Below are 23,300 nucleotides of genomic sequence, written 5' to 3'. Positions count from 1 at the left end.
GGCCAGGGTTGCGCCGGGGTTACTGGGTGGCGAGGCCGCCGCAGACGTTCAGTGCCTGGGCGGTGATGCTGGCGGCGGTCGGGGAGGTGAGGTAGCCGGCCAGCGAGGCGACCTCCTCCGGGGTGGTGTAGCGGCCGAGCGGGATGTGCGTCTGGAAGTGCTGGTGGATGGTCTCGGGGGTGGTGTTGTAGGCGGTGGCGTACTCGTGGTGGATCCGGGTGGTGTGCGGGGTGTTCACGTAGCCCGGGCAGATGGCGTTGACGGTGGTGCCGGTCGGGGCCAGTTCCTTGGCGAGTGCCCGGGTGAAGCCGATCACGGCGTGCTTGCTCGCGGTGTACGGGGCGCCGAGGGTGACGGCCTGCTTCCCGGCGGTGGAGGCGATGTTGATGATCCGCGGGTGCGCGGTGCCGGTGAGGTGGCCGTGTTTGAGGGTCTCCCGGGTGACGAGGAAGACGGCGTTGAGGTTGGTGTCGATGACGTCGTACCAGAGGTCGTCCGTGGTGGTGGCGATCGGCCCGCCGCCGGTGCGGCCGGCGTTGTTGACCAGCACGGTGATCGGGCCGTGCTCGGCCACCACGTGCCGGATCAGCGCGCTGACCTGGGTGGGGTCGCGCACGTCGCAGGTGGTGCCGTCGGCCTGGTGGCCCTCGCCGCGCAGAGTGGCCAGCGCCTCGGTGATGTGCGGGCCGGTGCGGGCGCAGATGAAGAGGCGGTGGCCGCGGCTGCCGAGCTCGCGGGCGATGGCGAGGCCGATCCCGCGGGTGCCGCCGGTGATCAGGGCGAGGGGTTGCTCGGGTGCGGTGGTCATGGCGGGTCCTGGGGGTGAGGGCGGGCTGGGAGCTCGGGCCGGTGGTGGGTGGTCGGGGTCGGGGGTCGGTGGGGTGGTCGGGGCGGGAGCTCAGGCCGGGTAGAGGTTGTAGGTGGTCGGGTGGGCCGTGGTCGGGGTGTTGAGGGTGGGGTCGAGGGTGAGGATCGCGTGGTGCACGTGTTGCAGGTGCGGGGAGGGCTGGATGCCGAGCTCGGTGGTGAGGCGGTGCCGCAGGTGGTGGTAGGTGGCGAGGGCGGTGGTCTGCCGGCCGGCCCGGTAGAGCGCGACCATGGCCTGGGCGTGCAGGCCCTCGTGGTGCGGGTGCTGGTGGGTGAGGTGGGTGAGTTCGGGGATGAGCTCGTTGTGCCGGCCGAGCCGCAGGTCGGTGTCGATGCGGCGTTCCAGGGTGATCAGGCGGCTCTCCTCCAGGCGCATGATCTCGATGGCGAGGATCGGCCCGGGCCGCACGTCGACCAGGGCCGGGCCGTGCCAGAGGGCGAGGGCCTGCCGGAAGTGGGTGGCGGCCTGGTGGTCGTGGCCGTGGTTGAAGGCGTGCTGCCCCTGGGTGGTGAGCAGGCTGTAGGTGTGGACGTCGAGGTTGTCCGGGTGGGTGGTGAGCTGGTAGCCGCCGTGCCGGGTGGTCAGGATGTCCTTGGCGGTGATGTGCGGGGTCGGCCCGAGGCCGTGGGTGATCCGGCGGCGCAGTTGCAGGATGTACGTCTGCATGGTGGTGAGCGCCTGTCTGGGCGGGTCGTCGCCCCAGATCTCCTCGATCAGGGTGGCGGTGGGCAGGATGCGGTTCGGGTAGAGCGCGAGGAGGGCCAGGATCTGGCGCTGCTTGGCGGCGGTGGGGACGACGGAGATGCCGTTGAGGTCGGCGGTGAGGGGGCCGAGGACCTTGAGGTGCATGGCGGTTCTCCTCTCGGGCGCGGAGCGTCCGCTCGGGTGGGCGTCATTCGGCTGCTTGTTCGGGTCGACGGAATGGTGGGGCGGACGCGTCGCACCCTAGTTGGGCCGAGGGGCGGGGGCCGGATTCCTCAAGTGCCCGTCGAGCGCGGTTCCGGGCGCTCTGGTGGGGCCTCCGGGCAGACCGGTGCGGCAGAGCGGTGCGGCGGGTCGGCGCGTCGGGCCGGCGCTCGACGGTGTGACGGGCGGGGCGCCCGGCGCGGACGGGGCCCGGGAACGTACGATCGGCGAATGGCTGACATGACGGAAACCACGCCAGGCTGGCTCGCCCCCGAGGAGCTGGAGACCACCCGCGCCAAGATGCCGATCCTGTACGTCGAGGCCGTGCCGGTCCGCGTCGACGACGCCGGCGAGGTCACCCAGGTCGGTCTCCTGCTGCGGATCGGACCGGACGGGACGGTCAGCCGCACGCTGGTCTCCGGCCGGGTGCTGCACCACGAGCGGATCCGCGACGCCCTGCTGCGGCACCTGGAGAAGGACCTCGGCCCGGTGGCGCTGCCCCGGATCCCCGCTTCGCTGCAACCGTTCACGGTCGCCGAGTACTTCCCGACCCTGGGGATCACCGAGTTCCACGACCCGCGCCAGCACGCGGTGTCGCTGGCGTACGTCGTGCCGGTGGTCGGCGACTGCCGGCCGCGCCAGGACGCGCTCGACCTGGTCTGGTTCAGCCCGCAGGAGGCCGCCTCCCCGCTGGTGCAGCAGGACATGCCCGGCGGTCAGGGGGCGCTGCTCAAGCGGGCCCTGGCGCACGTCGGCTGCCTGAGCTGAGCACTCCGGCCGGGGCCCGCACCTCACCGGTGCGGGCCCCGGCCGGGAGCCGGTCAGGGGATCGGTCAGGGCGTCGGTCAGGCCCCGGCGGATGCCAGCCGGGCGGTGCGCCGGGCGGTCGCCTCGACGGGGTCCAGCACCGGCACGGCCGCCAGCAGGCCCTTGGTGTACGCGTGCTGGGGGGAGTCGTACACGGCGTCGGCGTCGCCCTGCTCGACGATCCGCCCGGCCCGCATCACCGCGACCCGGTCGCTCACCTGTCGGACCACGGCCAGGTCGTGGGCGATGAAGACCAGCGCGAGGCCGAGGTCGCGCTGCAACTCGCCCAGCAACGCGACCACCTGGGCCTGGGTGGTGACGTCCAGTGCGGAGACCGGTTCGTCGCAGACGATCAGTCGCGGCTGCGGCGCGAGCGCCCGCGCGATGCCGACGCGCTGGCGCTGTCCGCCGGAGAACTCGTGCGGATAGCGGTGGTACCAGTCGGCGTCGAGGCCCACCCGTTCGAGGAGCTCGCCGACCCGGGCGCGGATGCGGCGCTCGTCGCTCTCACCGGCGATGCGCAGCGGGTCGGCGATGGACTCCCCGATGCTGCGGCGCGGGTTGAGCGAGGACGCCGGGTCCTGGAAGACCATCTGCAACTCCCGCCGGAGCGGGCGCAGTTCCTTCTCCCCGAGCGCTCCGATGTCCCGGCCGCGGTAGTGGAGCCGGCCGCCGGTCGGCTCCAGCAGCCGGACCAGCATCCGCCCGAGTGTGGTCTTGCCGGAGCCGGACTCGCCGACGATGCCCAGCGTCTCGCCCGCGCGCACGGTGAGCGAGACGCCGTCCACGGCGGCCACGGGGGCCGCGCGCCGGGTGAGGCCGCCGCGGGTGGCGAACTCCCGGCGCAGGTCGGTGGCTTCGAGTAGGACGTCGCCCCCGGTGCGCCCGGCGGCTCCGTCGGCGCCTCCGGCAGGCCCGGCAGGCCCGGTGTGTGCAGCGCCAGGAGCGCCAGGAACGCCCGGAGCGTCGACCCGGGGCACCGCCGACAGCAGCGCGCGGGTGTACGGCTCGCGCGGCGCGCCCAGCACCTCGGTGACCGGGCCGTGTTCCACCGCCCGGCCGTCCTTCATCACCAGCACCCGGTCGACGCTCCCGGCGACCACCCCCAGGTCGTGGGTGACCAGGACCAGCCCGGCCCCGGTCTCGGCCCGCAACTCGTGCAGCAGGTCGAGGATCTGGGCCTGGACGGTGACGTCCAGCGCGGTCGTGGGCTCGTCGGCGACCAGCAGCCGCGGCTCGCAGGCCAGGGCCATCGCGATCAGCACCCGCTGGCGCATGCCGCCGCTGAACTCGTGCGGACGCGACCGCGAGCGACGCGCCGGATCGGGGATGCCGACGCGGCCGAGCACCTCGACGGCCCGGGCCCTGGCGGCTCGGCGGGAGACGGCCCGGTGGACGCGTACGACCTCGGCGATCTGGTCGCCCACCGCGTAGTACGGGTCGAGGGCGGAGAGCGGGTCCTGGAACACCATGGCCGCCAACCCGCCGCGCAGCTGCCGCAGTTCGTCGCCCTCGGCGGTGACGGCGTCGACGCCGGCGACCCGGACGGAGCCGCCGACCCGGGCGCCGGTGCCGCGGTGCAGGCCGAGCAGTCCGTAGGCGACGGTGCTCTTGCCGGACCCGGACTCGCCGACGATGCCGAGCGCCTGCCCGGCCTCCAGGGTGAAGCCCACGCCGTCGACGGCGCGGACGTGCCCGTCGCCGACCGGGAAGTCGACGACCAGGTCCCGGACGTCGACCAGGGGGGAAACCAGGGGAGGAGTCAGGGATTCGGCGCTCACGTCAGGACCACCCTTCGATCGGTCACCGCGTAGAGCACGTCCGCGACGACGTTGGCGAGGACCACGGCGAACCCGGTGACGAGGGTGAGGCCGACGACGGTCGGCAGGTCGATCAGGCTGACCGAGCTGACCAGCAGCTTGCCGAGCCCCGGGAGCCCGAACAGTGACTCCGTCAGCACGGCGGACCCGAACATCGTCCCGAGGTCCATGGCGGTGAGCGCGATCACCGGGGTGAGCGCGCCGCGCAGCGCGTGCCTGGTCACCAGGCGCCGCTCGCTGACGCCGTACGCCCGGAAGGTCCGGATGTGGTCGTCGGCGAGGGTCTCCAGCATGGACGAGCGGGTCAGCCGGGCGTACTTGGCGGACTCGATGAGCGCGAGCGAGACCCAGGGCAGCAGCAGGCCCCAGAACCACTGCTGCGGGTCCTCGGTGAGCGGTACGTAGCTCGGGAACGGCAGCCACTGGAGCTGGGCGCACAGGACGATGAGCAGCACCAGGCCGATGACGAAGACCGGGATGGAGTTGCCGGCCAGCGTCAGCGCGGTCAGCAGCCGCTCGCTGAGGCGGCCCCGGCGCAGCGCGGAGAGCAGTCCGGTGCCGACCCCGAGGGCCAGCCAGAGCACCATCGCGCCGAGTGCCAGCGAGGCCGTCACCGGGAGCCGGGCGGCGATCATGTCGGTGACCTGCTCGCCGCTGCGGTAGGAGACGCCCAGGCACGGCGCCGGGCAGTGCAGCAGGCCCGTTCCGGCGCTGAAGTCGCGGCCGGCGACGACGCCCTGGAGGAAGTGGGCGTACTGGAGGTAGACCGGTGCGTCGAGGCCGAGCCGTTCGCGCACCTGGAGGACCTGGGCGGGGCTGCACTTCTCGCCGCAGGCCAGCTGGGCGGGGTCGCCGGGGGCGATGTAGAAGACCGCGTAGACGATCAGCGAGATGGCGAGCAGGACGCCGACCATGCCGATGGCCCTGCGGAACAGGAAGCGGGTCATGCGGTGGCCTCCTCGGCGGCGGCGGCCGACGGGCCGGGGCGGGCGGGGTCCGGCGAGCCGCTGCCCGACGATGCGGAGCCTGACGAGCCGCTGCCCGACGAGCCGGCGCCGCGCGCCGTTCCGACCCGCAGCCGGGAGGCCGCGCGGGGGTCGAGCTCGGTGCGGACGGCGTCGCCGAGCACGGTGAAGGCGAGCACCGTGGCGAACAGCAGCGCGGACGGGAGCAGCACGTACATCGGGTCGGCGCGGAACCAGGTGGTCGCGCCGGAGAGCATCTGGCCCCACGACGAGGTCGGCGGCTTGACGCCCACGCCGAGGAAGGACAGCCCGGCCTCGGCGATCACGTTGGACGGCAGCAGCACCGCGGCGTAGGTGATGACGGGCGCGGCCAGGGACGGCAGCAGCTCCCGGCGGGCGATCCGCCAGCGGGTGGCGCCGGCGAGCCGGGCCGCGGCCACGTAGTCGAGCTGGCGGAGGCTGAGCGTCTGCGCCCGGACCAGCCGGGCGGTGCCGGCCCAGCCGAGCAGCCCGATGACCAGGGTCAGCAGGAGCGGGCGGGGGAAGTCGGAGGGCACGACGGCCATCAGCGAGATGGCGAAGACCAGCGAGGGCAGCGCGAGCATGACCTCGGTGGTGTTGCCGATCAGCTGGTCGAGCAGCCGGCTGCCGAGGCCCGCGGCGAGGCCGAGCAGGACGCCGATGGTGACCTGGACGAGGGTGGCGCCGACGGCGACGAGCAGCGAGATCCGGGCGCCGTGGACCAGCCGGGCGAACACGTCGCGTCCGGTGCCGGGTTCGACGCCGAGCCAGTGCTCGGCGCTGACGCCGCCGAAGGAGCCGGTGGGCACCCCGCCGGCCGCCGAGTCGAGCAGGTCGTTGTGGTAGCTGGTGGGGTCCTGGCCCTCGATCGCGCTGAGCAGCGGTGCCGCTGCCGCGATCAGGGCGAGCAGGGCGATGACGAGGCCGGCGGCGAGGACGGCGCGCCGCGCGAGCAGCCGCCGCCACACCGTCCGGCCCCCGGCGGCCGGGGAGGCCGCGAGGGCCTCCCCGGCCTGGGGTTCCTGTGGAGCCATGGTTGTCTGACCGATCCGTCCGATCCCGCCCGCTACTTGACCGCGACCTGGGAGATGTCGAGCACGCCGGTCCAGTCGCTGATGACGATGTTGCGGACGTCCTTGCCCGACAGGCGCTTGTAGACGGGGTGGAACAGCGGGACGGTGAGGGCCTGGTCGCCGATCCGCTTGTCCAGGGTGCCCCAGCGCTTGGCCGCCTCGGCGTGGTCGGTGATCTTGTTGATCTGGTCGATCTCGTCGTTCACCGACGGGTCGTCCAGCTGCGCGGAGTTGAAGTTGTAGCCGTCGGTGACGATCTGCCGGCCGTCGAAGATCGGCGCGAGGAAGGGGCCGCCGGAGGGCCAGTCGGCGCCCCAGCCGGAGAGGAAGAGGCCGGGTTCGGTGCTGACGGTGTGGATCGTCTTGGAGTACCTGGTGGAGTCCAGGGCGTCGAGCTGGACGGTGATCCCGGCCGCCTTCAGGCCGTCCTGGACGGCGGTGGCCAGGTTCGGGCCGTAGCCCTTGCCCGATTCGGTGGAGTGGGTGAGCGTGATGGTCAGGCCGTCCGGGTAGCCGGCCTCCTTCAGCGCCTCCCTGGCCTTCTCCGGGTTGCCGGTGGCGCCGGCCGGGAACGGGTCGTACGGCGTGTACCCGAAGGTCTCCTGGGTGGGCAGGTAGGTGGTGGCGGCCTCGGCGAGCGAGGAGCCGCCGGCGGCGTTGACGACCGAGGTGCGGTTGAGCGCGTAGGCGACGGCCTGCCGGACCTTGGGGTTGTCGAAGGGCTTGACCTTGGGGTTGAACGCCAGGTAGTTGACGTAGCCGAAGTGGCCGGTGCCGACGCGGGCGGCGAGCGCCTTGTCGTCCTTCACCTGGGCGAGCTCGGAGGGGCCGAGGTTGGTGTCGGTGGTGACGGCGGCCGCGTCGGCGCCGGTGCCGGCGGAGAGCCGCTGGTTGATCACCGCCGGGTCGAGCCCGGACTGCACGTCGACGGTGTCCGGGTACGCCTTGCGCTGGTCGTCGTTGGCCGCGGACCAGTTGGGGTTGCGCTTGAGGACGAGGTGCGCGCCGTCGTTCTCGTTCTTGACGACCTGGTAGGGACCGGAGGAGACGGGGTGCTCCTGGTACTTCGTCCCGGTGTCCTTGGCCTTCGGGACGGGGGCGAACTGCGTCTGGGTGGCCAGGTACGGGAAGTCGCCCTCGGGCTTGTTGAGGCGGAAGGTGATGGTCTTCTCGTCCGGGGTCTCGATCGCGTCCAGAGCGCGGCCGTCCTTGTACGGGCCCTGGTAGTCGGCGGCGCCGACCAGCCAGTCCCTCAGGAATGGCGCCCCGCCCGAGAGTTCGGGGGCGAATGACCTTTCGATGCCGTACTTGATATCGGCGGTGGTGATCGCCGAGCCGTCCTCGTACTTCAGGCCGTCCTTGAGGTGGTACGTCCACACCGTCGCGCCCTCCGAGGGGGTGCCGGTGTCGGTGGCGAGGTCCGGGACGACCTTGGTGCCGGCCGCGCCGTCGGCCCGGTTGCGGGTGGTGAGGGTGCGGAAGACCAGGGAGGGCACGTTGCCGCCGCCGGAGGTGTAGAGCCGTGCGGGGTCGAACTGGTCCTGCGGGTTCTGGTTGAGGACGGTGAGGGTGCCGCCCTGCTGCGGTGCGGCGTCCTTACCGGTGCTTCCACCGCCGTCGCCCTTCGGTCCGCACGCCGCGACTCCGACGGCCAGGGCGACGGTGACGGTCGCCGCCGCGAGGCGGCGGGGGGTGAAGGTGGTTCGAGACATCGGAAAGGGGGCCTTTCGCTACCGATGGTGTACGGAGGAAGGCGGGCGACAGTGAGGCCGTGAGGAGAGTGAGCGGCACCGCGCCCGCAGGGAGGGGCGACGTCCCGGGGCGGCGATCACCGCTACGCGTCGGGACAGGCGGATTCAGCGACAGAGATTGTCGGAAACGCAGTGCGCGGCCACGCCGATCAGCGCCAGCTCGATGGCGGCGCACTCGATCGGGTGACGGTCAGACATGCCGAGAAGACTGTATGACTTTAAGCAGAATGTCAAAACTCCGGATACCATCCGGCCGCCACCGGAACTCCGGGAACGGATTACGGCCCGGACACCGGGAGACCGTGCGGAAGCGGGGGGAAACCCGGGGCCCGGGCCCGCCGGACCGGCGGGCGCGACATCACCCGAGTGGGTGCCGCGCCCCTTCGAAGCGCCGGCGCCCCGAAGGCCCCGAACCGCCCGCCGGGCGGCCGTCCCGGGCCCTCGCGCACTTCCGTCTGCGGGTTGCCGCGCGCGGGCGCCTGCCCAAGCATGGGTGAACGTGATCGGCGATCGCGCGCAGCGCGGCCGCCCTACCGAGCGGAGCCGGACGTGGCCCCTTACCTCGAAACCGATCAGGACGCCCTGGTGGCGAGCGCACTCGCCGGATTCGCCCGGGCCCACCCATCGCTCGTCGTCCACGACCCCGACCTCGGATTCGTCCGCGCCCGTGACCGGGCCCCCGGGCGCCGGGTCGGACTGCTCTCCGGCGGCGGCTCCGGGCACGAGCCCCTGCACGTCGGATTCGTCGGCCGGGGCATGCTCGACGCCGCCTGCCCGGGTCGGATCTTCGCCTCACCGCACAACCGGCAGATCTTCGAGGCCTCGCGCGCGGTCGCCGGCGAGGACGGCGTCCTGCACATCGTGAAGAACTACACCGGCGACCGGATCAACTTCGGCATCGCGGCCGAACGGCTGCACCGCCAGGGCATACCGTGCGCCAGGGTCCTGGTGGACGACGACCTCGCCTCCGAGTCCGAGTCCGTCGCCGCCGGCCGGCGCGGGACGGCGGCCACCGTCCTGGTGCAGAAAATCCTCGGAGCGGCCGCCGACCTCGGGCTCGGACTGGCGGAACTCTCCCTGCTGGGAGCCGAGTTGGCCGGGCGCTGCCGCAGCATCGCAGTGGCCGGCGCCGCACACACCTCCCCGGCCACCGGCCGGCCGGCCTTCGAGGTGTCGGACCGGACGGTCGAGTTCGGCGTCGGCATCCACGGCGAACGGGCCGAACTCTCCCTGGAGTGCGAACCACTGGCCGTCCTGGTGGGCCGGATGGCGCTGCGCCTGCTGGAGGCGCTGCGCCCGGCCCGCGCCCCCCTGGTCGCGCTGGTCAACGGGCTGGGCGCGACCACCGGCCTGGAGCTGTACGCGGTCCTGTATGAACTGGCCGCCGTCCTGGACGCCGGCGGGCGCCGCCTGGCGCGCAGCCTGGTCGGCGACTACGTCACCGCCCTCGACATGCGGGGGTTCTCGATCACCCTGCTCGCCGCCGACGAGCAGACGCTCGCGCTGCTCGACGCCCCCGCGTACACGGCGGCCTGGCCGGTCGCGCAATCGGCGCCGGCCCCCGGTCACCAGGAGGTCAGGAGATGACGGGCACGAAGGCCTTCGACGGCGTCTTCACGGCGGGCTGGATGCGACGGTTCGCCGAGACCGTCGCGGTCACCGAGGAGGAGCTCACCCGGCTCGACCAGGCCGCCGGGGACGGCGACTTCGGCGTCAACCTGCTCACCGGCGTGCGGTGCGCCCTGGCCGCGCTGGACCGGCTGCCGCCGGGGCGCCAGGCCGCGGCGGTACCGCTGGGCGCGGCGGCGGGCGCGTTCCTGGACGAGGTCGGCGGGACGAGCGGGCCGCTGTTCGGCCTGGTGCTCCAGGAACTGGCGGCGGCCGTCGGCGCCGGCCCGCTGACCGGCCCGGCCCTCGCCCGGGGAGCGACGGCGGCCCTGGAGGCCGTCCAGCGGGTGGGGGAGGCGCGGCCGGGTGACAAGACGCTCGTCGACGCCCTGCACCCGGCCGCACTGGCCCTGCGCGGCTGCACTCCCGATGCCCGCCCGGACGACTGCCTCGCCGCGGCCGCCGCCGCGGCCGCGGCGGGCGTCCGCCGGACCAGGGCCCTGCGGGCCCGCCGCGGCCGGGCCAGCTACCTCGGCGAACGGGCCTCGGGAGTGCCCGACCCGGGGGCCGTGGGCATCGCGCTGCTGTTCGCCTCCGCGCACGCGGTGCCGCGGACGCTGGACGGCGTGCTGGTCGGTGACGGCGTTGCTGACACCGCGTCCGCCGACACCGTGCCGACCGACACCGTGCCGACCGACACCGCGTCCACCGACACCGTGTCCACCGACACCGCGTTCGGCGGGCCCGATCCGCTGTGCGGCCCCGAGCCGGCCCCCGCCGGACCGTGACCGCCCGGCCCCGGCCGGGCGGCGCCCAGCCGACTCCCCAGCCGGCTTGCGCCCCGCCGGGCGCTGCTCGGCCGGGGGTTGTTCGGTCAGGGGCCGCCCCGCCGGGGGCTGCTCAGCTGGTGAGGGCGAGAGCGCTCCGGCGCCGGACCCAGTCGAGCAGTCCCGGCTCGCCCAGGGTGGCGACCCACAGGTCGACCGCCTCCCGCGCCTCGGCCGACGGGTTCGGCCCGACACCGATCACCCGCAGCCCCGCCAGGACGGCCGAGCGGATGCCGCAGAAGGTGTCCTCCACGGCGAGGCAGTCGGTGGGCTCGGCGCCGCAGAGCCGGGCGGCGGTCAGGTAGACGTCCGGCGCCGGCTTGGGCCCGATCCCCTCGGCCGGGACCACGATGTGCTCGAAGTGTTCGAGCAGCCCGGCGCCGCCGAGTCCGGCCTCGATCACGTCGCGCGGGCAGTTACTGGCGACCGCCAGCGGGACGAACCCGCTGAGCCGGCCGACCAGTTCGGCCGCGCCCGGCATCGGGACCGGGTCGGCGTCGACGAGCGCCCGGAAGCTCACCAGGAGCCGGTCGGTCAGCTCCGGTGCCAGCGAGGGGTCGCCGGCGGTCTCGGCCATCAGCCGCCCGCAGTCCGAGTAGTGCAACCCGGCCGCGCGCGCCGTGAACTCCGGTCCGGCCGTGAGTCCGTAGCCTCGCAGCACCTCCGCACGGGCCTGGTGCCAGTGCGACTCGCTGTCCATCAGCGTGCCGTCGCAGTCGAAGACGACCGCTGCAGGGGTCCAGTCGTTGATTCTCTCCACGGTCATGCCTACGCCCTTCAGGTGGGATTGGCTCTGTGGGATTCGCCGGAGTGCGCGTCGGGACGAGGGGGGCCGACCATGACCTGGGCCGTGGCCGCTTTTGCCGACCTGTCCGGGGCCGGAATCTGGAGTGCGGCGGAACGACGCGCCTCGGCGTCCGGGTCGGAGAAAACGACCCGGAACATAACGATCGCAACGTTACGATCGATATGTTTCGCGGTCAAACTTGGCGGCCCTAGATTTGCCGGGTCTTTACTTCAATAGCCCAGCGACCCCACGGCGGTGATATGACCGTTCTGACGAATATGAAAAACGCACAAATGCTCGTACTCGGTGATGTCGACTTCCGGGAGGGGGGCGAACTCGGTGAACCGCACCGCCTTCATCCGGTAGTCGACGGGGTGCGACAGCCGCCCCGCGCTCCGCAGCGCCGCGGCCTGCCGGGCCGCCTCCAGCAGCACCATGCCGGGCATGTGGTCGGACGAGTGGTCGAAGAAGAACGGGTGTGCCGGGTCGGCCGGGCAGATCAGGAGCGCGTCGTCCGCCCGCGAACCATCACTCGCCCGCGAACCGCCGCCCGCGCGCGTCACGAGCACGTCGGAGGGCAGGGCGACGCCGACCTCCGCCGGTGACGGGGGGTCGGGGGGTGGGCCGGAGTCCGCGGGACCCCCGGCCAGCGCGGTGCCGCGCAGGGCCGGGTAGGCGGGCCGTTCGACGAAGCGCGTGCCGCCCTCGATCCGGGCGAACACCACTCCCCGCGCGGAGCAGTCGACCCGCAGCCGCATGCCGGTGGGCCGGTGGTTTTCGGCCGAGGTCCGCAGGCCGTGCACCTGGGCCCGGCAGAGGACCGCCGCCGGGCCGTCGCCGCGCGGCTCGGCCGCCGGGTCGACCCGGCAGGACACGTCGGTGATCAGCAGGTGCGTGTCGGCCGGCACCCCGTAGTGGCGCAGCGGCAGGTAGATGCCCAGCTGGCGGGCGGTCTCCACGGCGATCAGCGGGTCGTGCCGCTCTCCGCGTCCGCGCGGGAAGGTGGGGTGGGAGCGGGGCCACTGGGCCGCCGCCTCGAAGCGGTCGCCGCCTCGGGCCCGGACGTCGGTCAGCAGCACCTCCGCCACGGCGGCGCGGTGGACCAGTTCGCGGGGGACCGTGCGGGACCAGCTGAGCGGTCGGGCAGGATGCCGGGCCGCCGAGGAGGGGAGGAAATCCAGCATCTTCATATTTACAGAAAATATCAATCTCCTTGGTTTCGCATGTCGTCAGTTGGCGCTCCGGCCCGCGGATCACTACAGTGCGTGCGAAAAGCCGGGGTGATCTTGAAAAGGCAGAGGCGCGTGCAGAATCGGGCGGAGACGACACGGAGGTCAGTCCTCGAATCAGCTGCGCGATTGTTCGACGAACGCGGGTACGCGGGCACCAGCATCAGCGACATCAGCGCGGCTTCCGGCAGGACGAGCGGGGCCATCTACTTCCACTACACCAGCAAGGAGAACCTGGCCCGCGCCGTGATCGAAGCGCACTTCGCCACCTGGCCGGAGCTCGTCGCGCGCCACACCCGCACGCCGGTGCCGGCGCTGGAGCAACTCGTCCGGCTGAGCTTCGCGGTGGCGCGGGCCTTCCGCGACGACGTCGTGGTCAGGGCCGGCGCCCGGCTCTGGTCCGAGCGCGCGGCCATCGACGCCGACCTCCCGGTGCCGTTCGTGGGGTGGATCGACACCGTCCGCGTCCTGCTCGAACGGGCGGGCAGCGAGGGCGAGCTCGCCGCCCGGGTCGACCCGTCGACCACGGCGCACGGCGTGATCTGCGCCTTCTTCGGGCTGCACACCGTCTCCGACGCGATCGACGGACGGCGCACCATCGAGGAGCGCCTGTGCGACCTGTGGGAACTGCTGCTGCCGGGGCTCCAGAAGAACCCCGACCCGGCCGCCCTGCTCGCCTCGGTCCGGCCCAGGCCGTCCGCGCGCGCCGACGGGTGGGGAGCCGGCGGGAATTGACGTGGAATCGACCCCCCGCCTTCCGAGAGGAGGCCGTGCCGTCGGGTACCGGGCCCTAGCATGGATCACCACGTCCGGGGCCGGCGGTGCGGCGGAGAAGAGGCGTCAGGGCTATGGCAGCGGTTCAATGGGCGGCCGGGCCGTCCGGTCAGGGGTCGGTCCAGGTACTGGAGTTCCTGTTCGCCTTCCTGCTCTCCGGCCTGATCGGGGTCGAGCGGCAGATCCGCCAGAAGTCCGCGGGGCTGCGGACGTACACGACGGTGGGCAGCGGCGCGGCGCTGTTCACCCTGGTGAGCAAGTACGGCTTCGCCGACGTGATGCGCGAGGGCAGCGTCGTGCTGGACCCGTCGCGGATGGCCGCGCAGATCGTGTCGGGGCTGGGCTTCATCGGCGCCGGGGTGATCTTCGTGCACCGGGGCTGGGTGCAGGGGCTGACGACGGCGGCCACGATCTGGCTCACCGCGGCGGTGGGCTCCGCCGCGGCCGCGGGCCTGCCGCTGCTCGCGGCGCTGACCGTCGCGGCGTACTTCCTCGCCTCCTACGCGATCAGGCCGTTGCTCAACCGCCTGCCCGCGCTGCACCGGCCCGCGGTCTCGTACCGCATCGTCTACCGTCCGGGCAGGGGGGTGCTGCGGGACGTGCTGGACCAGTGCACCCGGGCCGGATTCGCCGTCTTCGAGCTGCGCACGCTGTCCGGCACGGACGGGGAGCTCCCCGGCGAGGTCTCCGAGAAGCCCGTCGAGGTCGCCCTGTCGGTGCAGGGGCAGGGCGACGCCGGCGGGCTCACCGCGCAGCTCGCGGCCGTGGCCGGAGTGCTGACCTGCGTCCGCGGCCGGTCCGACGAGGAGTGACGTCCCGGCCGCGGGGGAGCGCGCGTCAGCGGACGCCGAGGGCCGGCAGGCGCTCCATGATCCGTTCCATGCCGCTCGTCCAGTTCGCCTCCAGGGCGGCGACGGCCTGCTCCATGTCGTCGTCGAGGAGGCACTGGGCGATCCGCTCGTGCTCCTCGGCGGCGCGTTCGAGGATCTCGTGGTCGCCGACGACCACCCGCTCGTAGCGGTGGAGGGTGAGTTTGAGCGAGTCGATCAGCTCGCGCAGCCGGGCGTTGGAGCAGCCGGAGAGCAACAGCGCGTGCCAGGCGTCGTCGTAGCGCTCTATGGTGCCGTGCGGGGCCTGGGGCGCGGAGAAGGCGCGGGCCTCCGCCAGCAGCCGGGGCGCGATGGCCGAGAGGTGCGCGCGGTCGGAGGTCCGCAGCGCCAGCGACTCCAGGGCGATCAGGATGGCCGTGAGGTCGAGGAACTCCTGCCGGCCGGTGGGTGCGAAGCGAAAGCCCTTGCCGCGCTCGCTGGTGATGATGCCTTCGCGCTCCAGACTGATCAGCGCCTCGCGCAACGGGGTGCGGCTGACGCCCAGTTCCTCCGCGAGGTGGACCTCGTTGATCGACTCGCCGGGGGTGAACCGGCCGTGGCCCAGCCGCTCCAGGAGTTCGTCCTTCACCTGTTCGCGCAGCGGACGCCGCTCGATCGCCATCGGGCTTTCCCTTCTTCCTCGGTCCGTAGCGTACCGGCCGGGCGACTGGTCAGGCGGTCCCGGCGCCGTCCACGGCGATGATCGCGCCGCTGACGAACGTGGAGGCGTCACTGGCGAGGAAGGCGACCGTCTGGGCGATGTCCCGAGGCTGGCCGATGCGGCCGAGCGGTCGGTCGGCGGCGTCGGCGTAGAAGGCGTCCGGGCTCTCGCCGAGCTGGCGGGCCTCCTCGGCGAGCATACCGGTGTTGGTGTCGCCGGGGCACACGCAGTTGACGCGGATGTTGTCGGGGCCGTGGTCGATGGCCATGGCCCGGGTCATGTTGACGACGGCGCCCTTGGAGGCGCAGTAGGAGACGGCCCGGCCGCCGCCCCGGATGCCCCAGCCGGAGCCGGTGTTGATGATGCTGCCGCCGCCGTTCGCGGCCATCAGCGGCACGACCAGCCCGCTGAGCAGCATGACGGAGCGGACGTTGACGGCCATCACCAGGTCCCAGTCGTCGTCGGTGATGTCGCAGACGGTGGACCGGCGGATGATCCCGGCGTTGTTGAACAGCACGTCGACGCCGCCGTGCAGGTCGACGGCGGTGCGCACGGCCCGTTCGCAGTCGGCGCGTTGGGAGACGTCGCAGCGGACGAAGGTGCCGCCGGTCTCCTTGGCGGCCTGCTCGCCGCGGTCGGCGTCGAGGTCGGCGAGGACGACGGCCGCGCCGAGTTCGGCCAGCAGCGCGGCGGTGGCCCGGCCGATGCCGGAGGCGGCGCCGGTGACGAGGGCGCGCTTGCCGTGGAGGTCGATCACTGGGGGCTCCTCTTCAGGGGGTCTCAGGGGGTCTCAGGGAGGGGCGGGTCTCAGGCGGTCAGGCGGTAGACGGCGCTGGCGTGGCGGCCGGTGATCACCCGGACGTGCCCGGACAGGGCGTCGTCCAGCTCCGGGTCGCCGGTGTCCAGCAGCAGCGGGCGGCCCGCGAGGGCGGCGAGCTTCGCCTCGGTGGCGAGGACGAGCAGCCGCTCGCGGCCGGCGGCGCGCAGCAGTTCGGGGGTGAACTGCTGGTTGCCGCGGCCGAGCAGGAAGCCCTGGCCGCCGATCGGCGAGAGCGCGATCCACGGGGCGGCGGGCAGGGCCAGCAGCTGGTCGGCCCGGGCGTCGCGGATCACGACGCGGGCGGTGCCGCCGGGTTGGAGGCGGAGCACGTCGACGCCGGTCAGGCAGGCGTCCGCCGCGCCGAGTGCCGTGGCGACGGCGTGCGTCGTGCCGCCCGGGCCGAGGGCGAGCAGCCCGCCGGCCCCGACGCGCTCGGCGACCTCGGCGGCGATGCCGCCCAGCGCCTCGGAGTCGGCGGTGGAGCTGCCGGTCTTGCGCTGCTGGACCCGGGCGGGCAGGACCGGGACGGTCAGCCACCCGTGCAGGCGGGCGGACACCCGGCCCTCGCGTAGCGCCGCCTCGTCGCGGTCCACGACCTCGGCGGACGCCAGCCGGACGCCGCCGCCCGCCCAGGCGGCGGCCACCTCGGCGGCGGCGCGGGGGTGGACGGCGAAGACGGCGGAGTGCATCTTGACGCCGGCCGGGATGCCGAGGACGGGCGGTCCTGGCTCCGGGCCGAGCGTGCCGAGCGGGCCGAGTGCGTCGAGCGTGCCGAGCGCGTCGAGGACGTCGCGGGCCGTGCCGTCGCCGCCGCAGAACAGCAGCAGGCCGGCGCCGGCCGCGACGAGGGCGCGGACGGCCGCGCGGGTGTCCGCCGCCGTGGTGCCCGGGCCGGCGGGCCGGTGGACCACCGTCGGGTCGAGGCCGGCCGCCCGCGCCGCGTCCGCGCCCATCGGCCCGGCCGCCGTGAGCAGGGTCGAGTGCGGTGCGAGCAAGGTGAACTGACGTAGCATCAATTCTGTGCGGGAGGTTGCGGCCGGCTGGGCGCCGAGGGTGCGGGCCCGCTGCTGGACCTCGGTGCCGTCGCTGCCCTTGAGACCGACCCGGCCGCCGAGTCCGGCGACCGGGTTGACCACGAGCCCGATGGTGGGGCCCGTCGTCGAACTCCCGACTGCCGGTCGGGCGACGAGAGTTGGACGACCGGCCCCGGGGTCCGCCGTCACGGCCGCTCGCCGAGGACCTTGCGGCGGTAGGCGCGCCAGCTGACGGCCCAGACCGCCGGGTCGTCCAGCGGTTCGTGCCGGATGCGGTGCACGGTGGAGTTGTGCGGGGCCGTGCGGACGGTCTCCGGGTCCTCGTAGGCCTCGCGGGCGACCTCGGCGAGGATCGCGGCGTACTCGTCGAGGTCGGCGCGGGAGTAGGACTCGGTCGGCTCCAGCGTCATCGGCTCGGGGGCGACGTACGGGTGGTGGCTGGTCCAGTAGTGGGTGCCGAAGTCGGCGGCGCGGTAGCCGAGATCCTCGCTGTGCAGGCCGGTGTCCTCGTTGAGCTGCTGCCAGCTGTAGCGGACCTGCTCGACGCGCGGCCGCCCCTTGGCGTAGGGCACGGAGACGCCGCGGATCCGCTGGACCTGGTGCATCAGGTAGTTGTTGTTGAGCACGGCGGTCTCGGCCACCTCGCGCAGCCCCGCGGCGCCCATCGACATGATCCAGGCGTAGGCGCGGACCAGGTTCGGGACGACGCCCAGGTAGGGGCGGATCTTGCCGATGGACTCCGGCCGGTCGTGGTCCAGGACGTACCGCTCGCCGTCGAACTCGACGGTGGGGCTGGGCAGGTGGGGCGCGAGCTCGGCGGTGACGCCGCAGGCGCCGGCGGCGGGGCCGCCGCAGGCGTGCGGGGTGGAGAAGGTCTTGTGCAGGTTGAAGTGGCACAGGTCGAAGCCGGCCTCGCGGGCCCGGGTGATGCCGAGGACGCCGTTGGCGTTGGCCTGGTCGTAGGCGCACAGGCCGCCGGCCGCGTGCACGATGCGGACGAACTCGGCGATCCGGGGGTTGTAGATCCCGGTGTCCTCGGGGTTGGTGATGAGCAGCGCGGCGGTGCGCGGGCCGACGGCGGCGCGCAGCGCCTCGATGTCGGGGTAGCCGTCCGCGTCCGGGTGCAGGGTGATCACCTTGAAGCCGGCGGTCTTGGCGCAGGCGGCGTTGGAGGGGTGCGAGAAGGCGGTGGTGATGACCTCGTCGCGCTGTTCCAGCTCGCCGCGGGCGGCGAAGTGGGCGCGGATGACGGAGACGTTGGTCCAGATCGCGGCGGAGCCGGCGCCGGGCTGCAGTGAGACCCGGTCCATGCCGGAGACCTCCTTGAGCAACTGCTCCAGCCGGTGGACGAGTTCGAGCACCCCTTGGACGGTCGAGGGGTCCTGGGCCGGGTGCAGGGCGGCGATGCGCGGGTCGCGGACGAAGGCGTCGTTGACCTTGGGGCTGTACTTCATGGTGCAGGTGCCCTGGCCGACGTCGACGTTGAGGTCGGCGCCGAGGTTCTCCTGGGAGAGCCGCAGGTAGTGGCGGAGCACCTGCTGCTGGCCGAGTTCGGGCAGCGCGGCCGGGGTGGCGCGGCGCAGCGCGGCGGGCAGGCCGTCGGCGGGGTTGCCGACGGCGGCGGTGACGCCGGGGCCGGGGGTCGGCGGCAGGATGCCGCGCTCGCCGGGCGCGCCCAGTTCGAAGATCAGCTTCTCGTCCCAGCGGGCCTGGTGGAAGCGGCGCAGGGCGGGCTTGGGGGCGATCCGCGGGTCGGTCCCGCCGCTGGTCTGACGGTCCGTCACTTGACGATCTCCTCAAGGGCGGTGGCGAGGCGGTCGATGTCGGCCTGGGTGTGGAGCTCGGTGACGCAGTAGCGGCCCTCGCGTTCCCCGGCCGGGGTGCCGGCGTGCAGGCCGCGGGCGAGCAGCGCGGCGGAGACCTCGGCGGCGGTGCGCCCGCCGGTGTAGCGGAGGGTGAAGTCGGCGAAGTGGACGGCCTCGGGGTCGGCGAGTTCCACGCCGGGGGCCTGGGTGAGGCGCCGGCGGGCGTAGGCGGTGTTGGCGAGGATGGTCTCGCCGATCTCGCGCATGCCGTGCGGCCCCATCAGCGAGAGGTAGACCCCGGCGGCGATGCCGTGCAGGGCGGCGGCGGTGCCGACCCACTCCTTGCCCTCCTCGCGCACGGCGAAGGAGGTCCGCTCGTAGGCGACGTCGCCGAAGCCGTACTCGCCCGGCACGTCGGTGGGGGTGAGGCCGAAGAGGCGGCTCGGGTACTCGGCCACCAGGCGTTCGTCGTCCGCGCTGGCGATGAAGCCCGCGTTGCCGCCGCCGAAGCTGGGGTGGATGCCGAGCGGCTGGAGGTCGCCGCAGGTGAGGTCGGCGCCGAAGGAGGCGGGCGGGGCGAGCACGCCGAGGCTCAGCGGGTTGGCGCCGATGACGGCCAGTGCGCCTGCCTGGTGGGCGAGTTCGACGTACTGCGGCAGTTCGGGGTCGACGCGGCCGCAGTGGTCGGTCAGTTCGGCGAAGACGGCGGCGGCGTCGCCGGCGGCGAGGGCGGCGCGGACGGCCCCGGGTTCGGCCGGGACGAGCACGAGGTCGTGGACGCCGCGCACGTAGTCGCGGATCCGGGAGAGCTTGTCCGGGTCGAGGTCGCCGACCAGGAGGAGGCGGCGGCGCCCGGTGGCCCGGCCGGCCATCCGCAGTGCGGTGGCGGCGGCCTGGAAGCCGTCGTAGGTCGGCACGTTGACGACGTCGACGGCCAGCAGTTCGGCCATCAGCGACTGGTACTCCCACAGGGCCTGGAAGCGGCCGTGGTCCTCGTACGGCTCGCCGGCGTAGGCGGTGAGGAACTCGCTGCGGTTGACGACCTCGTCGACCACGGCGGGCACGTGGTGGCGGTAGCAGCCGGCGCCGAGGAAGCTGCGGCCGGGCGGGACGGCGGTGTTGCGGGCGAGCAACTCATCCATGTGGGCGACCAGTTGTGCCTCGGAGCCGAGTGGCTCGGGCAGTCGCAGCGGGCGGTCCAGGCGGAGCTCGGCGGGGATGTCGGCGTAGAACTCCTCGACGCTGTGCGCGCCGATCGCCGCCAGCATGGCCTTCTTCACGTCGGGGGCGGCGTTGGGGATGTACGGGTGGGTCCGGGGGGCGCGTGCGGTCATCCTGGCACCTTCCGCGATTTCGGTCACAAGCCTTGACGGCACTGTGTGTGCTGAGTTCTGTATACAGCATTCGGCATTCACTCTTCAGGAGGCAAGATGTCGGGAGGAAAGAACTCAACCGGCACCCGGCACAGACGCCTTGACGCTCCGGCGGGCAACCGGGCCGGATCCGGACCGGGCCCCACCCGGCGCCGGGTCCTCGGCGCCGGGCTCGCGGGCGGCGCGCTGCTGCTGACCGGGGCGACGGGCTGCGCCACCGGCGGCGCCGGCGCCCCGAACGCCAAACGGCTGGACGCGAGTTCGGGCGGCAAGGCCGTCGGGAAGATCACCATCTGGTCCTGGGACGTCGCCGCCAAGGCCATGCAACGGCTCGGCAAGGCCTTCGAACAGGCCCACCCCGGCACCACCGTCGACGTCGTCGACATCGGCTACGACAACGCCTACGACAAGATCACCGTCGGACTCGGAGCCGGCAGCGGACTCCCCGACGTACTGACCGTCGAGGGCCACCGAATGCCCACCTACATCGGCAACTTCCCCCACGCGCTGGTGGACCTGACCAGCCGGGCCGGCGGCCTCGCGAAGGACTTCGCACCGTCCGTCTGGCGCACCGTCACCGACGCGGGCGGCCGCGTCCTCGCCCTGCCCTGGGACAGCGGCCCGTGCGCCCTCTTCTACCGCCGCGACCACTTCCAGCAGGCCGGAATCGACCCCGCCACCCTCACCACCTGGGACGACTACCTCGCCGCCGGCACCACCCTCAAGGACCGCACCGGCAAGAAACTGCTCATCCTGGACGCCAAGCAGGACAGCATGTTCGCCCTGCTGCTCCAACAACAGGGCCAGGGCTGGTTCGTCGACGGCAAGGTCGCCGTCGCCTCACCCGCCGCCGAACGGGCGCTCACCCTGATGAAGCAGCTCGTCGACCGGGGCCTGGTCGACTTCGAGAACGGCTGGGACGGCCTGGTCTCCGGCACCCACGACGGCAAGGCCTCCACCACCCCCACCGCCGCCTGGTGGGACGGCACCCTCACCGGCGACATGGCCGACCTGAACGGCAAGTTCGGCGTCGTCCCCCTGCCCGCGTTCGACCCCGGCGGCTGCCGCACCTCCAACAGCGGCGGCTCCACCCTCTCCGTCACCGCACAGAGCAAGAACCCCGAACTCGCCTGGGAATTCCTCTCCTTCCTGCTCGCCGACCGGGCCAACCAGGCCTCGATGATGGAACACGAAGGCCTCTTCCCCGCCTACCTCCCGGCCCTGGACGACCCGTACTTCCAGCAGCCGGACCCGTACTACGCGAACCAGCCCGCCATGCGGCTCTTCGCCGACCTCGCCCGGTCCATCCCCACCGTCGAGACCACCGCCGACGACTCCAAGGCCGGCGACATCGTCAACACCGCCGTCAACCAGGTGCTGCACAACGGAGCCGACCCCGGCACCGTGCTGCGCTCCGCCGCCCGCCAGATCGCCACCGCGACCAGTCGCCAGCCGGCCCCGTAGGGACACGCGCCATGACCAGTCTCCAGGCCCCCGCCCCCCGGATGGCCGCCGCACCCGCGCGCACCACGCCCACCCGGCGACGACGGCTGCCACGCTCCGCGGCCTGGCTCTTCGCCGGGCCCACGGCCGTGCTCTTCATCCTCTTCTTCGCCTATCCGCTCGGCGCCAGCCTCTACCAGAGCTTCACCGCCCGCCGGGACGGCGCCACCGTCTGGGTCGGCCTGGACCAGTACCGGCGCATGCTGGACGACCCGGCCTTCCTGCACTCCCTGGTCAACACCGGGATGATCCTGGCCGTCCAGGTGCCCGTGATGATCGGGCTGGCGCTGGTGCTGGCCGTCCTGCTGAACCAGTCCTGGCTGCGCTTCCGGGCCGGCTGGCGGGCCGTCTTCTTCCTGCCCGCCGTCACCACGCTGGTCGCCTACGCCGTCGTCTTCCAGGTGCTGCTGCGCACCGACGGAGGCCTGGCCAACCAGCTCCTGCACGGCCTGGGCGCAGGCCCCGTCGACTGGCTCAACTCGCCCACCTGGGCCCGGATCTCCCTGATCGGCTCGGTCACCTGGCGCTGGACCGGCTACAACGCCGTCATCCTGCTCGCCGGCCTGCACGCCATCGGCCGGGACCAGTACGAGGCCGCCGCCCTCGACGGCGCGGGCACGCTGCGCACCTACACCAGCGTGATCCTGCCGCAGCTGCGGCCGGTGGTGCTGTTCTGCGTCATCACCTCCACCATCGGCACGCTCCAACTCTTCGACGAGAACTACGTGCTGACGCGCGGCGGCCCCGGCGACGCGACCCTCACCCCGGTGGTCTACCTGTACAAGGTCGGCTTCCAGCAGCTCGACTTCGGGTACGCGGCCGCGATCGCCTGGGTCGTGGTGCTGGTCATCGCGGCCGTCTCCCTCCTCCAGTTCCGGTTCTACGGAAGGGAACGCCGCCGATGAGCACCACCTCCGCCCGCCCCCGGCCCGCCCGGCCGGCGGCCGTCCGCCCACCGGTGGCCCGCCCGCTGACCGCCCGGCTCGGCCGCGGCGCCGTCCTGGCCGTGCTCGCCCTCGGCGCCGTCGTCAGCCTGGTGCCGTTCGCCTGGATGCTGATCGCCAGCACCCACAGCAGCTCCGAACTCTTCCACTCCCCGCCGCCGTTCCTGCCCGGCGGGGAACTGCTGCGCAACCTGGCGCACCTCCAGCAGAGCATCGGCTTCGGCCGGGTGCTGCTCAACAGTCTCGGCGTCGCCGTCGTCTACACCGCGCTGAGCTCCCTGCTGTCGGCCATGTGCGGCTACGGGCTGGCCAAGTACCGGTTCCGGGGCCGCGGGCTGCTGCTCGGGCTGGTGCTCGCGACCATGATGATCCCGCTCCAGGTGCTGCTCGTCCCGCTGTTCCAGATGATGGCCAGCGTCGGCTGGATCGACAGCTACCAGGCGGTCATCCTGCCCTTCCTGGCCAACTCCTTCGGCATCCTGCTGATGCGCCAGGGCTTCCTGGACTTCCCCGACGAACTCCTGGAGTCGGCGCGCATCGACGGCTCCGGCGAACTGCGCACCTTCTACCAGGTCGTCCTGCCGTGCGTGCGGCCTCAGTTGGGCGCGCTCGTGATCTTCACCTTCATGGGCCAGTGGAACAGCTTCATCTGGCCGCTGCTGATGCTCAACACCGAGGACAAGTACACCGTACCGGTGGCGCTCAACACGCTGACCGGGCTGACCCACGTCGACTACTCCGGCCTCATGCTCGGCTCCCTGCTGGCCACCCTCCCGCTGGTGCTGCTCTTCCTGGTGTTCCAGCGGCAGTTCGTGGCCGGCCTGCTCGGCGGAGCGCTGAAAGGATGACCCCCCG

21 protein-coding genes and 1 pseudogene are annotated in these 23,300 nt (G+C 73.0%); 8 read left to right on the top strand and 14 right to left on the bottom strand.

Going from position 1 to position 23,300, the window contains the following annotated elements:
* Nucleotides 1–19: 19 nt before the first annotated feature.
* Together A6F73_RS00205 and A6F73_RS00200 are read right to left on the bottom strand one after the other, a co-directional pair.
* Complete coding sequence (locus A6F73_RS00205; protein WP_063345853.1) at nt 20–808, bottom strand: SDR family NAD(P)-dependent oxidoreductase; 789 nt, start codon at nt 806–808, stop codon at nt 20–22.
* 90 nt (nt 809–898) lie between these two features.
* A complete protein-coding gene (locus A6F73_RS00200) occupies nt 899–1,717 on the bottom strand; it encodes an AfsR/SARP family transcriptional regulator (RefSeq protein ID WP_063345852.1) in 819 nt (272 codons plus the stop codon).
* Nucleotides 1,718–2,014: 297 nt separating this feature from the next.
* On the opposite strand from A6F73_RS00200, the gene A6F73_RS00195 reads away from it, so the two are divergent.
* Nucleotides 2,015–2,542, top strand: a complete 528-nt coding sequence (locus A6F73_RS00195; protein WP_063345851.1) for an NUDIX hydrolase family protein — start codon at nt 2,015–2,017, stop codon at nt 2,540–2,542.
* 77 nt (nt 2,543–2,619) lie between these two features.
* Here the strand turns inward: A6F73_RS00195 and A6F73_RS00190 are convergent, their stop codons facing one another.
* The 5 genes from A6F73_RS00190 to A6F73_RS44325 all read right to left on the bottom strand — a co-directional run bounded on the left by A6F73_RS00190 (nt 2,620) and on the right by A6F73_RS44325 (nt 8,409).
* Nucleotides 2,620–4,335, bottom strand: a complete 1,716-nt coding sequence (locus tag A6F73_RS00190; RefSeq protein ID WP_063350811.1) for an ABC transporter ATP-binding protein — start codon at nt 4,333–4,335, stop codon at nt 2,620–2,622.
* Between the two features lie 23 nt (nt 4,336–4,358).
* Nucleotides 4,359–5,348, bottom strand: coding sequence for an ABC transporter permease (locus tag A6F73_RS00185; protein ID WP_063345850.1), 990 nt, complete (start codon nt 5,346–5,348; stop codon nt 4,359–4,361).
* On the bottom strand, nt 5,345–6,421 hold the full coding sequence (locus A6F73_RS00180; protein WP_079135304.1) for an ABC transporter permease: 1,077 nt from the start codon (nt 6,419–6,421) through the stop codon (nt 5,345–5,347). Before A6F73_RS00180 ends, A6F73_RS00185 begins: the two co-directional genes overlap by 4 nt.
* A gap of 32 nt (nt 6,422–6,453) precedes the next feature.
* Nucleotides 6,454–8,172 carry an ABC transporter substrate-binding protein gene (locus A6F73_RS00175; RefSeq protein ID WP_063345849.1) on the bottom strand — a complete coding sequence of 573 codons (1,719 nt, stop codon included), beginning with the start codon at nt 8,170–8,172 and terminating at the stop codon, nt 6,454–6,456.
* Between the two features lie 144 nt (nt 8,173–8,316).
* Nucleotides 8,317–8,409 (bottom strand): Ms4533A family Cys-rich leader peptide, encoded by a 93-nt coding sequence (locus A6F73_RS44325; protein WP_317620150.1) that lies wholly within the window; start codon nt 8,407–8,409, stop codon nt 8,317–8,319.
* Between the two features lie 351 nt (nt 8,410–8,760).
* Here A6F73_RS44325 and A6F73_RS00170 point away from each other — a divergent pair, with 351 nt between their 5' ends.
* Together A6F73_RS00170 and dhaL are read left to right on the top strand one after the other, a co-directional pair.
* Complete coding sequence (locus A6F73_RS00170) at nt 8,761–9,798, top strand: dihydroxyacetone kinase subunit DhaK (RefSeq protein WP_063345848.1); 1,038 nt, start codon at nt 8,761–8,763, stop codon at nt 9,796–9,798.
* Nucleotides 9,795–10,418, top strand: a pseudogene (dhaL, locus tag A6F73_RS00165) (dihydroxyacetone kinase subunit DhaL); the annotation flags it as partial. The gene A6F73_RS00170 and the pseudogene dhaL, both read left to right, overlap by 4 nt.
* Nucleotides 10,419–10,719: 301 nt before the next feature.
* On the opposite strand, the gene A6F73_RS00160 reads toward dhaL, so the two are convergent.
* Together A6F73_RS00160 and A6F73_RS00155 are read right to left on the bottom strand one after the other, a co-directional pair.
* Complete coding sequence (locus A6F73_RS00160) at nt 10,720–11,412, bottom strand: HAD family phosphatase (protein ID WP_063345846.1); 693 nt, start codon at nt 11,410–11,412, stop codon at nt 10,720–10,722.
* Between the two features lie 251 nt (nt 11,413–11,663).
* A complete protein-coding gene (locus tag A6F73_RS00155) occupies nt 11,664–12,623 on the bottom strand; it encodes a ScbA/BarX family gamma-butyrolactone biosynthesis protein (RefSeq protein WP_244293234.1) in 960 nt (319 codons plus the stop codon).
* 114 nt (nt 12,624–12,737) lie between these two features.
* Here A6F73_RS00155 and A6F73_RS00150 point away from each other — a divergent pair, with 114 nt between their 5' ends.
* Together A6F73_RS00150 and A6F73_RS00145 are read left to right on the top strand one after the other, a co-directional pair.
* Nucleotides 12,738–13,397: a ScbR family autoregulator-binding transcription factor gene (locus A6F73_RS00150; protein ID WP_063345845.1), complete on the top strand. Its 660-nt coding sequence runs from the start codon at nt 12,738–12,740 to the stop codon at nt 13,395–13,397.
* Nucleotides 13,398–13,510: 113 nt separating this feature from the next.
* Entirely contained in the window at nt 13,511–14,248 is a 738-nt protein-coding gene (locus A6F73_RS00145) for an MgtC/SapB family protein (protein ID WP_063345844.1), read from the top strand.
* 25 nt (nt 14,249–14,273) lie between these two features.
* On the opposite strand, the gene A6F73_RS00140 is transcribed toward A6F73_RS00145, so the two are convergent.
* From A6F73_RS00140 to gcvPA, 5 genes are all read right to left on the bottom strand, one after another.
* Nucleotides 14,274–14,927, bottom strand: coding sequence for a GntR family transcriptional regulator (locus A6F73_RS00140; protein ID WP_063345843.1), 654 nt, complete (start codon nt 14,925–14,927; stop codon nt 14,274–14,276).
* Between the two features lie 49 nt (nt 14,928–14,976).
* On the bottom strand, nt 14,977–15,723 hold the full coding sequence (locus A6F73_RS00135) for a glucose 1-dehydrogenase (RefSeq protein WP_063345842.1): 747 nt from the start codon (nt 15,721–15,723) through the stop codon (nt 14,977–14,979).
* 50 nt (nt 15,724–15,773) lie between these two features.
* Nucleotides 15,774–16,922 (bottom strand): NAD(+)/NADH kinase, encoded by a 1,149-nt coding sequence (locus A6F73_RS00130; RefSeq protein WP_244293233.1) that lies wholly within the window; start codon nt 16,920–16,922, stop codon nt 15,774–15,776.
* Nucleotides 16,923–17,005: 83 nt separating this feature from the next.
* Complete coding sequence (gene gcvPB, locus A6F73_RS00125; protein ID WP_063345841.1) at nt 17,006–18,604, bottom strand: aminomethyl-transferring glycine dehydrogenase subunit GcvPB; 1,599 nt, start codon at nt 18,602–18,604, stop codon at nt 17,006–17,008.
* Complete coding sequence (gene gcvPA, locus A6F73_RS00120) at nt 18,601–19,959, bottom strand: aminomethyl-transferring glycine dehydrogenase subunit GcvPA (protein WP_063345840.1); 1,359 nt, start codon at nt 19,957–19,959, stop codon at nt 18,601–18,603. The genes gcvPB and gcvPA overlap by 4 nt, the downstream gene beginning before the upstream one ends.
* A gap of 96 nt (nt 19,960–20,055) precedes the next feature.
* Here gcvPA and A6F73_RS00115 point away from each other — a divergent pair, with 96 nt between their 5' ends.
* Genes A6F73_RS00115 through A6F73_RS00105 form a run of 3 tightly spaced genes read left to right on the top strand, consistent with a single transcriptional unit; the run spans nt 20,056 to nt 23,293 of the window.
* Entirely contained in the window at nt 20,056–21,462 is a 1,407-nt protein-coding gene (locus A6F73_RS00115) for a sugar ABC transporter substrate-binding protein (RefSeq protein ID WP_079135302.1), read from the top strand.
* Between the two features lie 11 nt (nt 21,463–21,473).
* Nucleotides 21,474–22,406, top strand: coding sequence for a sugar ABC transporter permease (locus A6F73_RS00110; RefSeq protein ID WP_244293232.1), 933 nt, complete (start codon nt 21,474–21,476; stop codon nt 22,404–22,406).
* Nucleotides 22,403–23,293, top strand: coding sequence for a carbohydrate ABC transporter permease (locus A6F73_RS00105; protein ID WP_063345839.1), 891 nt, complete (start codon nt 22,403–22,405; stop codon nt 23,291–23,293). The genes A6F73_RS00110 and A6F73_RS00105 overlap by 4 nt, the downstream gene beginning before the upstream one ends.
* Nucleotides 23,294–23,300 lie beyond the last annotated feature (7 nt).

The sequence above is a fragment of the Streptomyces sp. MJM8645 genome (assembly GCF_001625365.1).
Taxonomy (GTDB): domain Bacteria; phylum Actinomycetota; class Actinomycetes; order Streptomycetales; family Streptomycetaceae; genus Kitasatospora.
This window is presented reverse-complemented; position numbering and strand designations above follow the sequence as displayed.

What these genes read in the sequence shown, in the direction of transcription:
- A6F73_RS00205 (WP_063345853.1), bottom strand. Translation starts at nt 808, where the DNA reads ATGACCACCGCACCCGAGCAACCCCTCGCCCTGATCACCGGCGGCACC.
- A6F73_RS00200 (WP_063345852.1), bottom strand. Translation starts at nt 1,717, where the DNA reads ATGCACCTCAAGGTCCTCGGCCCCCTCACCGCCGACCTCAACGGCATC.
- A6F73_RS00195 (WP_063345851.1), top strand. Translation starts at nt 2,015, where the DNA reads ATGACGGAAACCACGCCAGGCTGGCTCGCCCCCGAGGAGCTGGAGACC.
- A6F73_RS00185 (WP_063345850.1), bottom strand. Translation starts at nt 5,348, where the DNA reads ATGACCCGCTTCCTGTTCCGCAGGGCCATCGGCATGGTCGGCGTCCTG.
- A6F73_RS00180 (WP_079135304.1), bottom strand. Translation starts at nt 6,421, where the DNA reads ATGGCTCCACAGGAACCCCAGGCCGGGGAGGCCCTCGCGGCCTCCCCG.
- A6F73_RS00175 (WP_063345849.1), bottom strand. Translation starts at nt 8,172, where the DNA reads ATGTCTCGAACCACCTTCACCCCCCGCCGCCTCGCGGCGGCGACCGTC.
- A6F73_RS44325 (WP_317620150.1), bottom strand. Translation starts at nt 8,409, where the DNA reads ATGTCTGACCGTCACCCGATCGAGTGCGCCGCCATCGAGCTGGCGCTG.
- A6F73_RS00160 (WP_063345846.1), bottom strand. Translation starts at nt 11,412, where the DNA reads ATGACCGTGGAGAGAATCAACGACTGGACCCCTGCAGCGGTCGTCTTC.
- A6F73_RS00155 (WP_244293234.1), bottom strand. Translation starts at nt 12,623, where the DNA reads ATGAAGATGCTGGATTTCCTCCCCTCCTCGGCGGCCCGGCATCCTGCC.
- A6F73_RS00145 (WP_063345844.1), top strand. Translation starts at nt 13,511, where the DNA reads ATGGCAGCGGTTCAATGGGCGGCCGGGCCGTCCGGTCAGGGGTCGGTC.
- A6F73_RS00140 (WP_063345843.1), bottom strand. Translation starts at nt 14,927, where the DNA reads ATGGCGATCGAGCGGCGTCCGCTGCGCGAACAGGTGAAGGACGAACTC.
- gcvPA (WP_063345840.1), bottom strand. Translation starts at nt 19,959, where the DNA reads ATGACCGCACGCGCCCCCCGGACCCACCCGTACATCCCCAACGCCGCC.
- A6F73_RS00115 (WP_079135302.1), top strand. Translation starts at nt 20,056, where the DNA reads ATGTCGGGAGGAAAGAACTCAACCGGCACCCGGCACAGACGCCTTGAC.
- A6F73_RS00110 (WP_244293232.1), top strand. Translation starts at nt 21,474, where the DNA reads ATGACCAGTCTCCAGGCCCCCGCCCCCCGGATGGCCGCCGCACCCGCG.
- A6F73_RS00105 (WP_063345839.1), top strand. Translation starts at nt 22,403, where the DNA reads ATGAGCACCACCTCCGCCCGCCCCCGGCCCGCCCGGCCGGCGGCCGTC.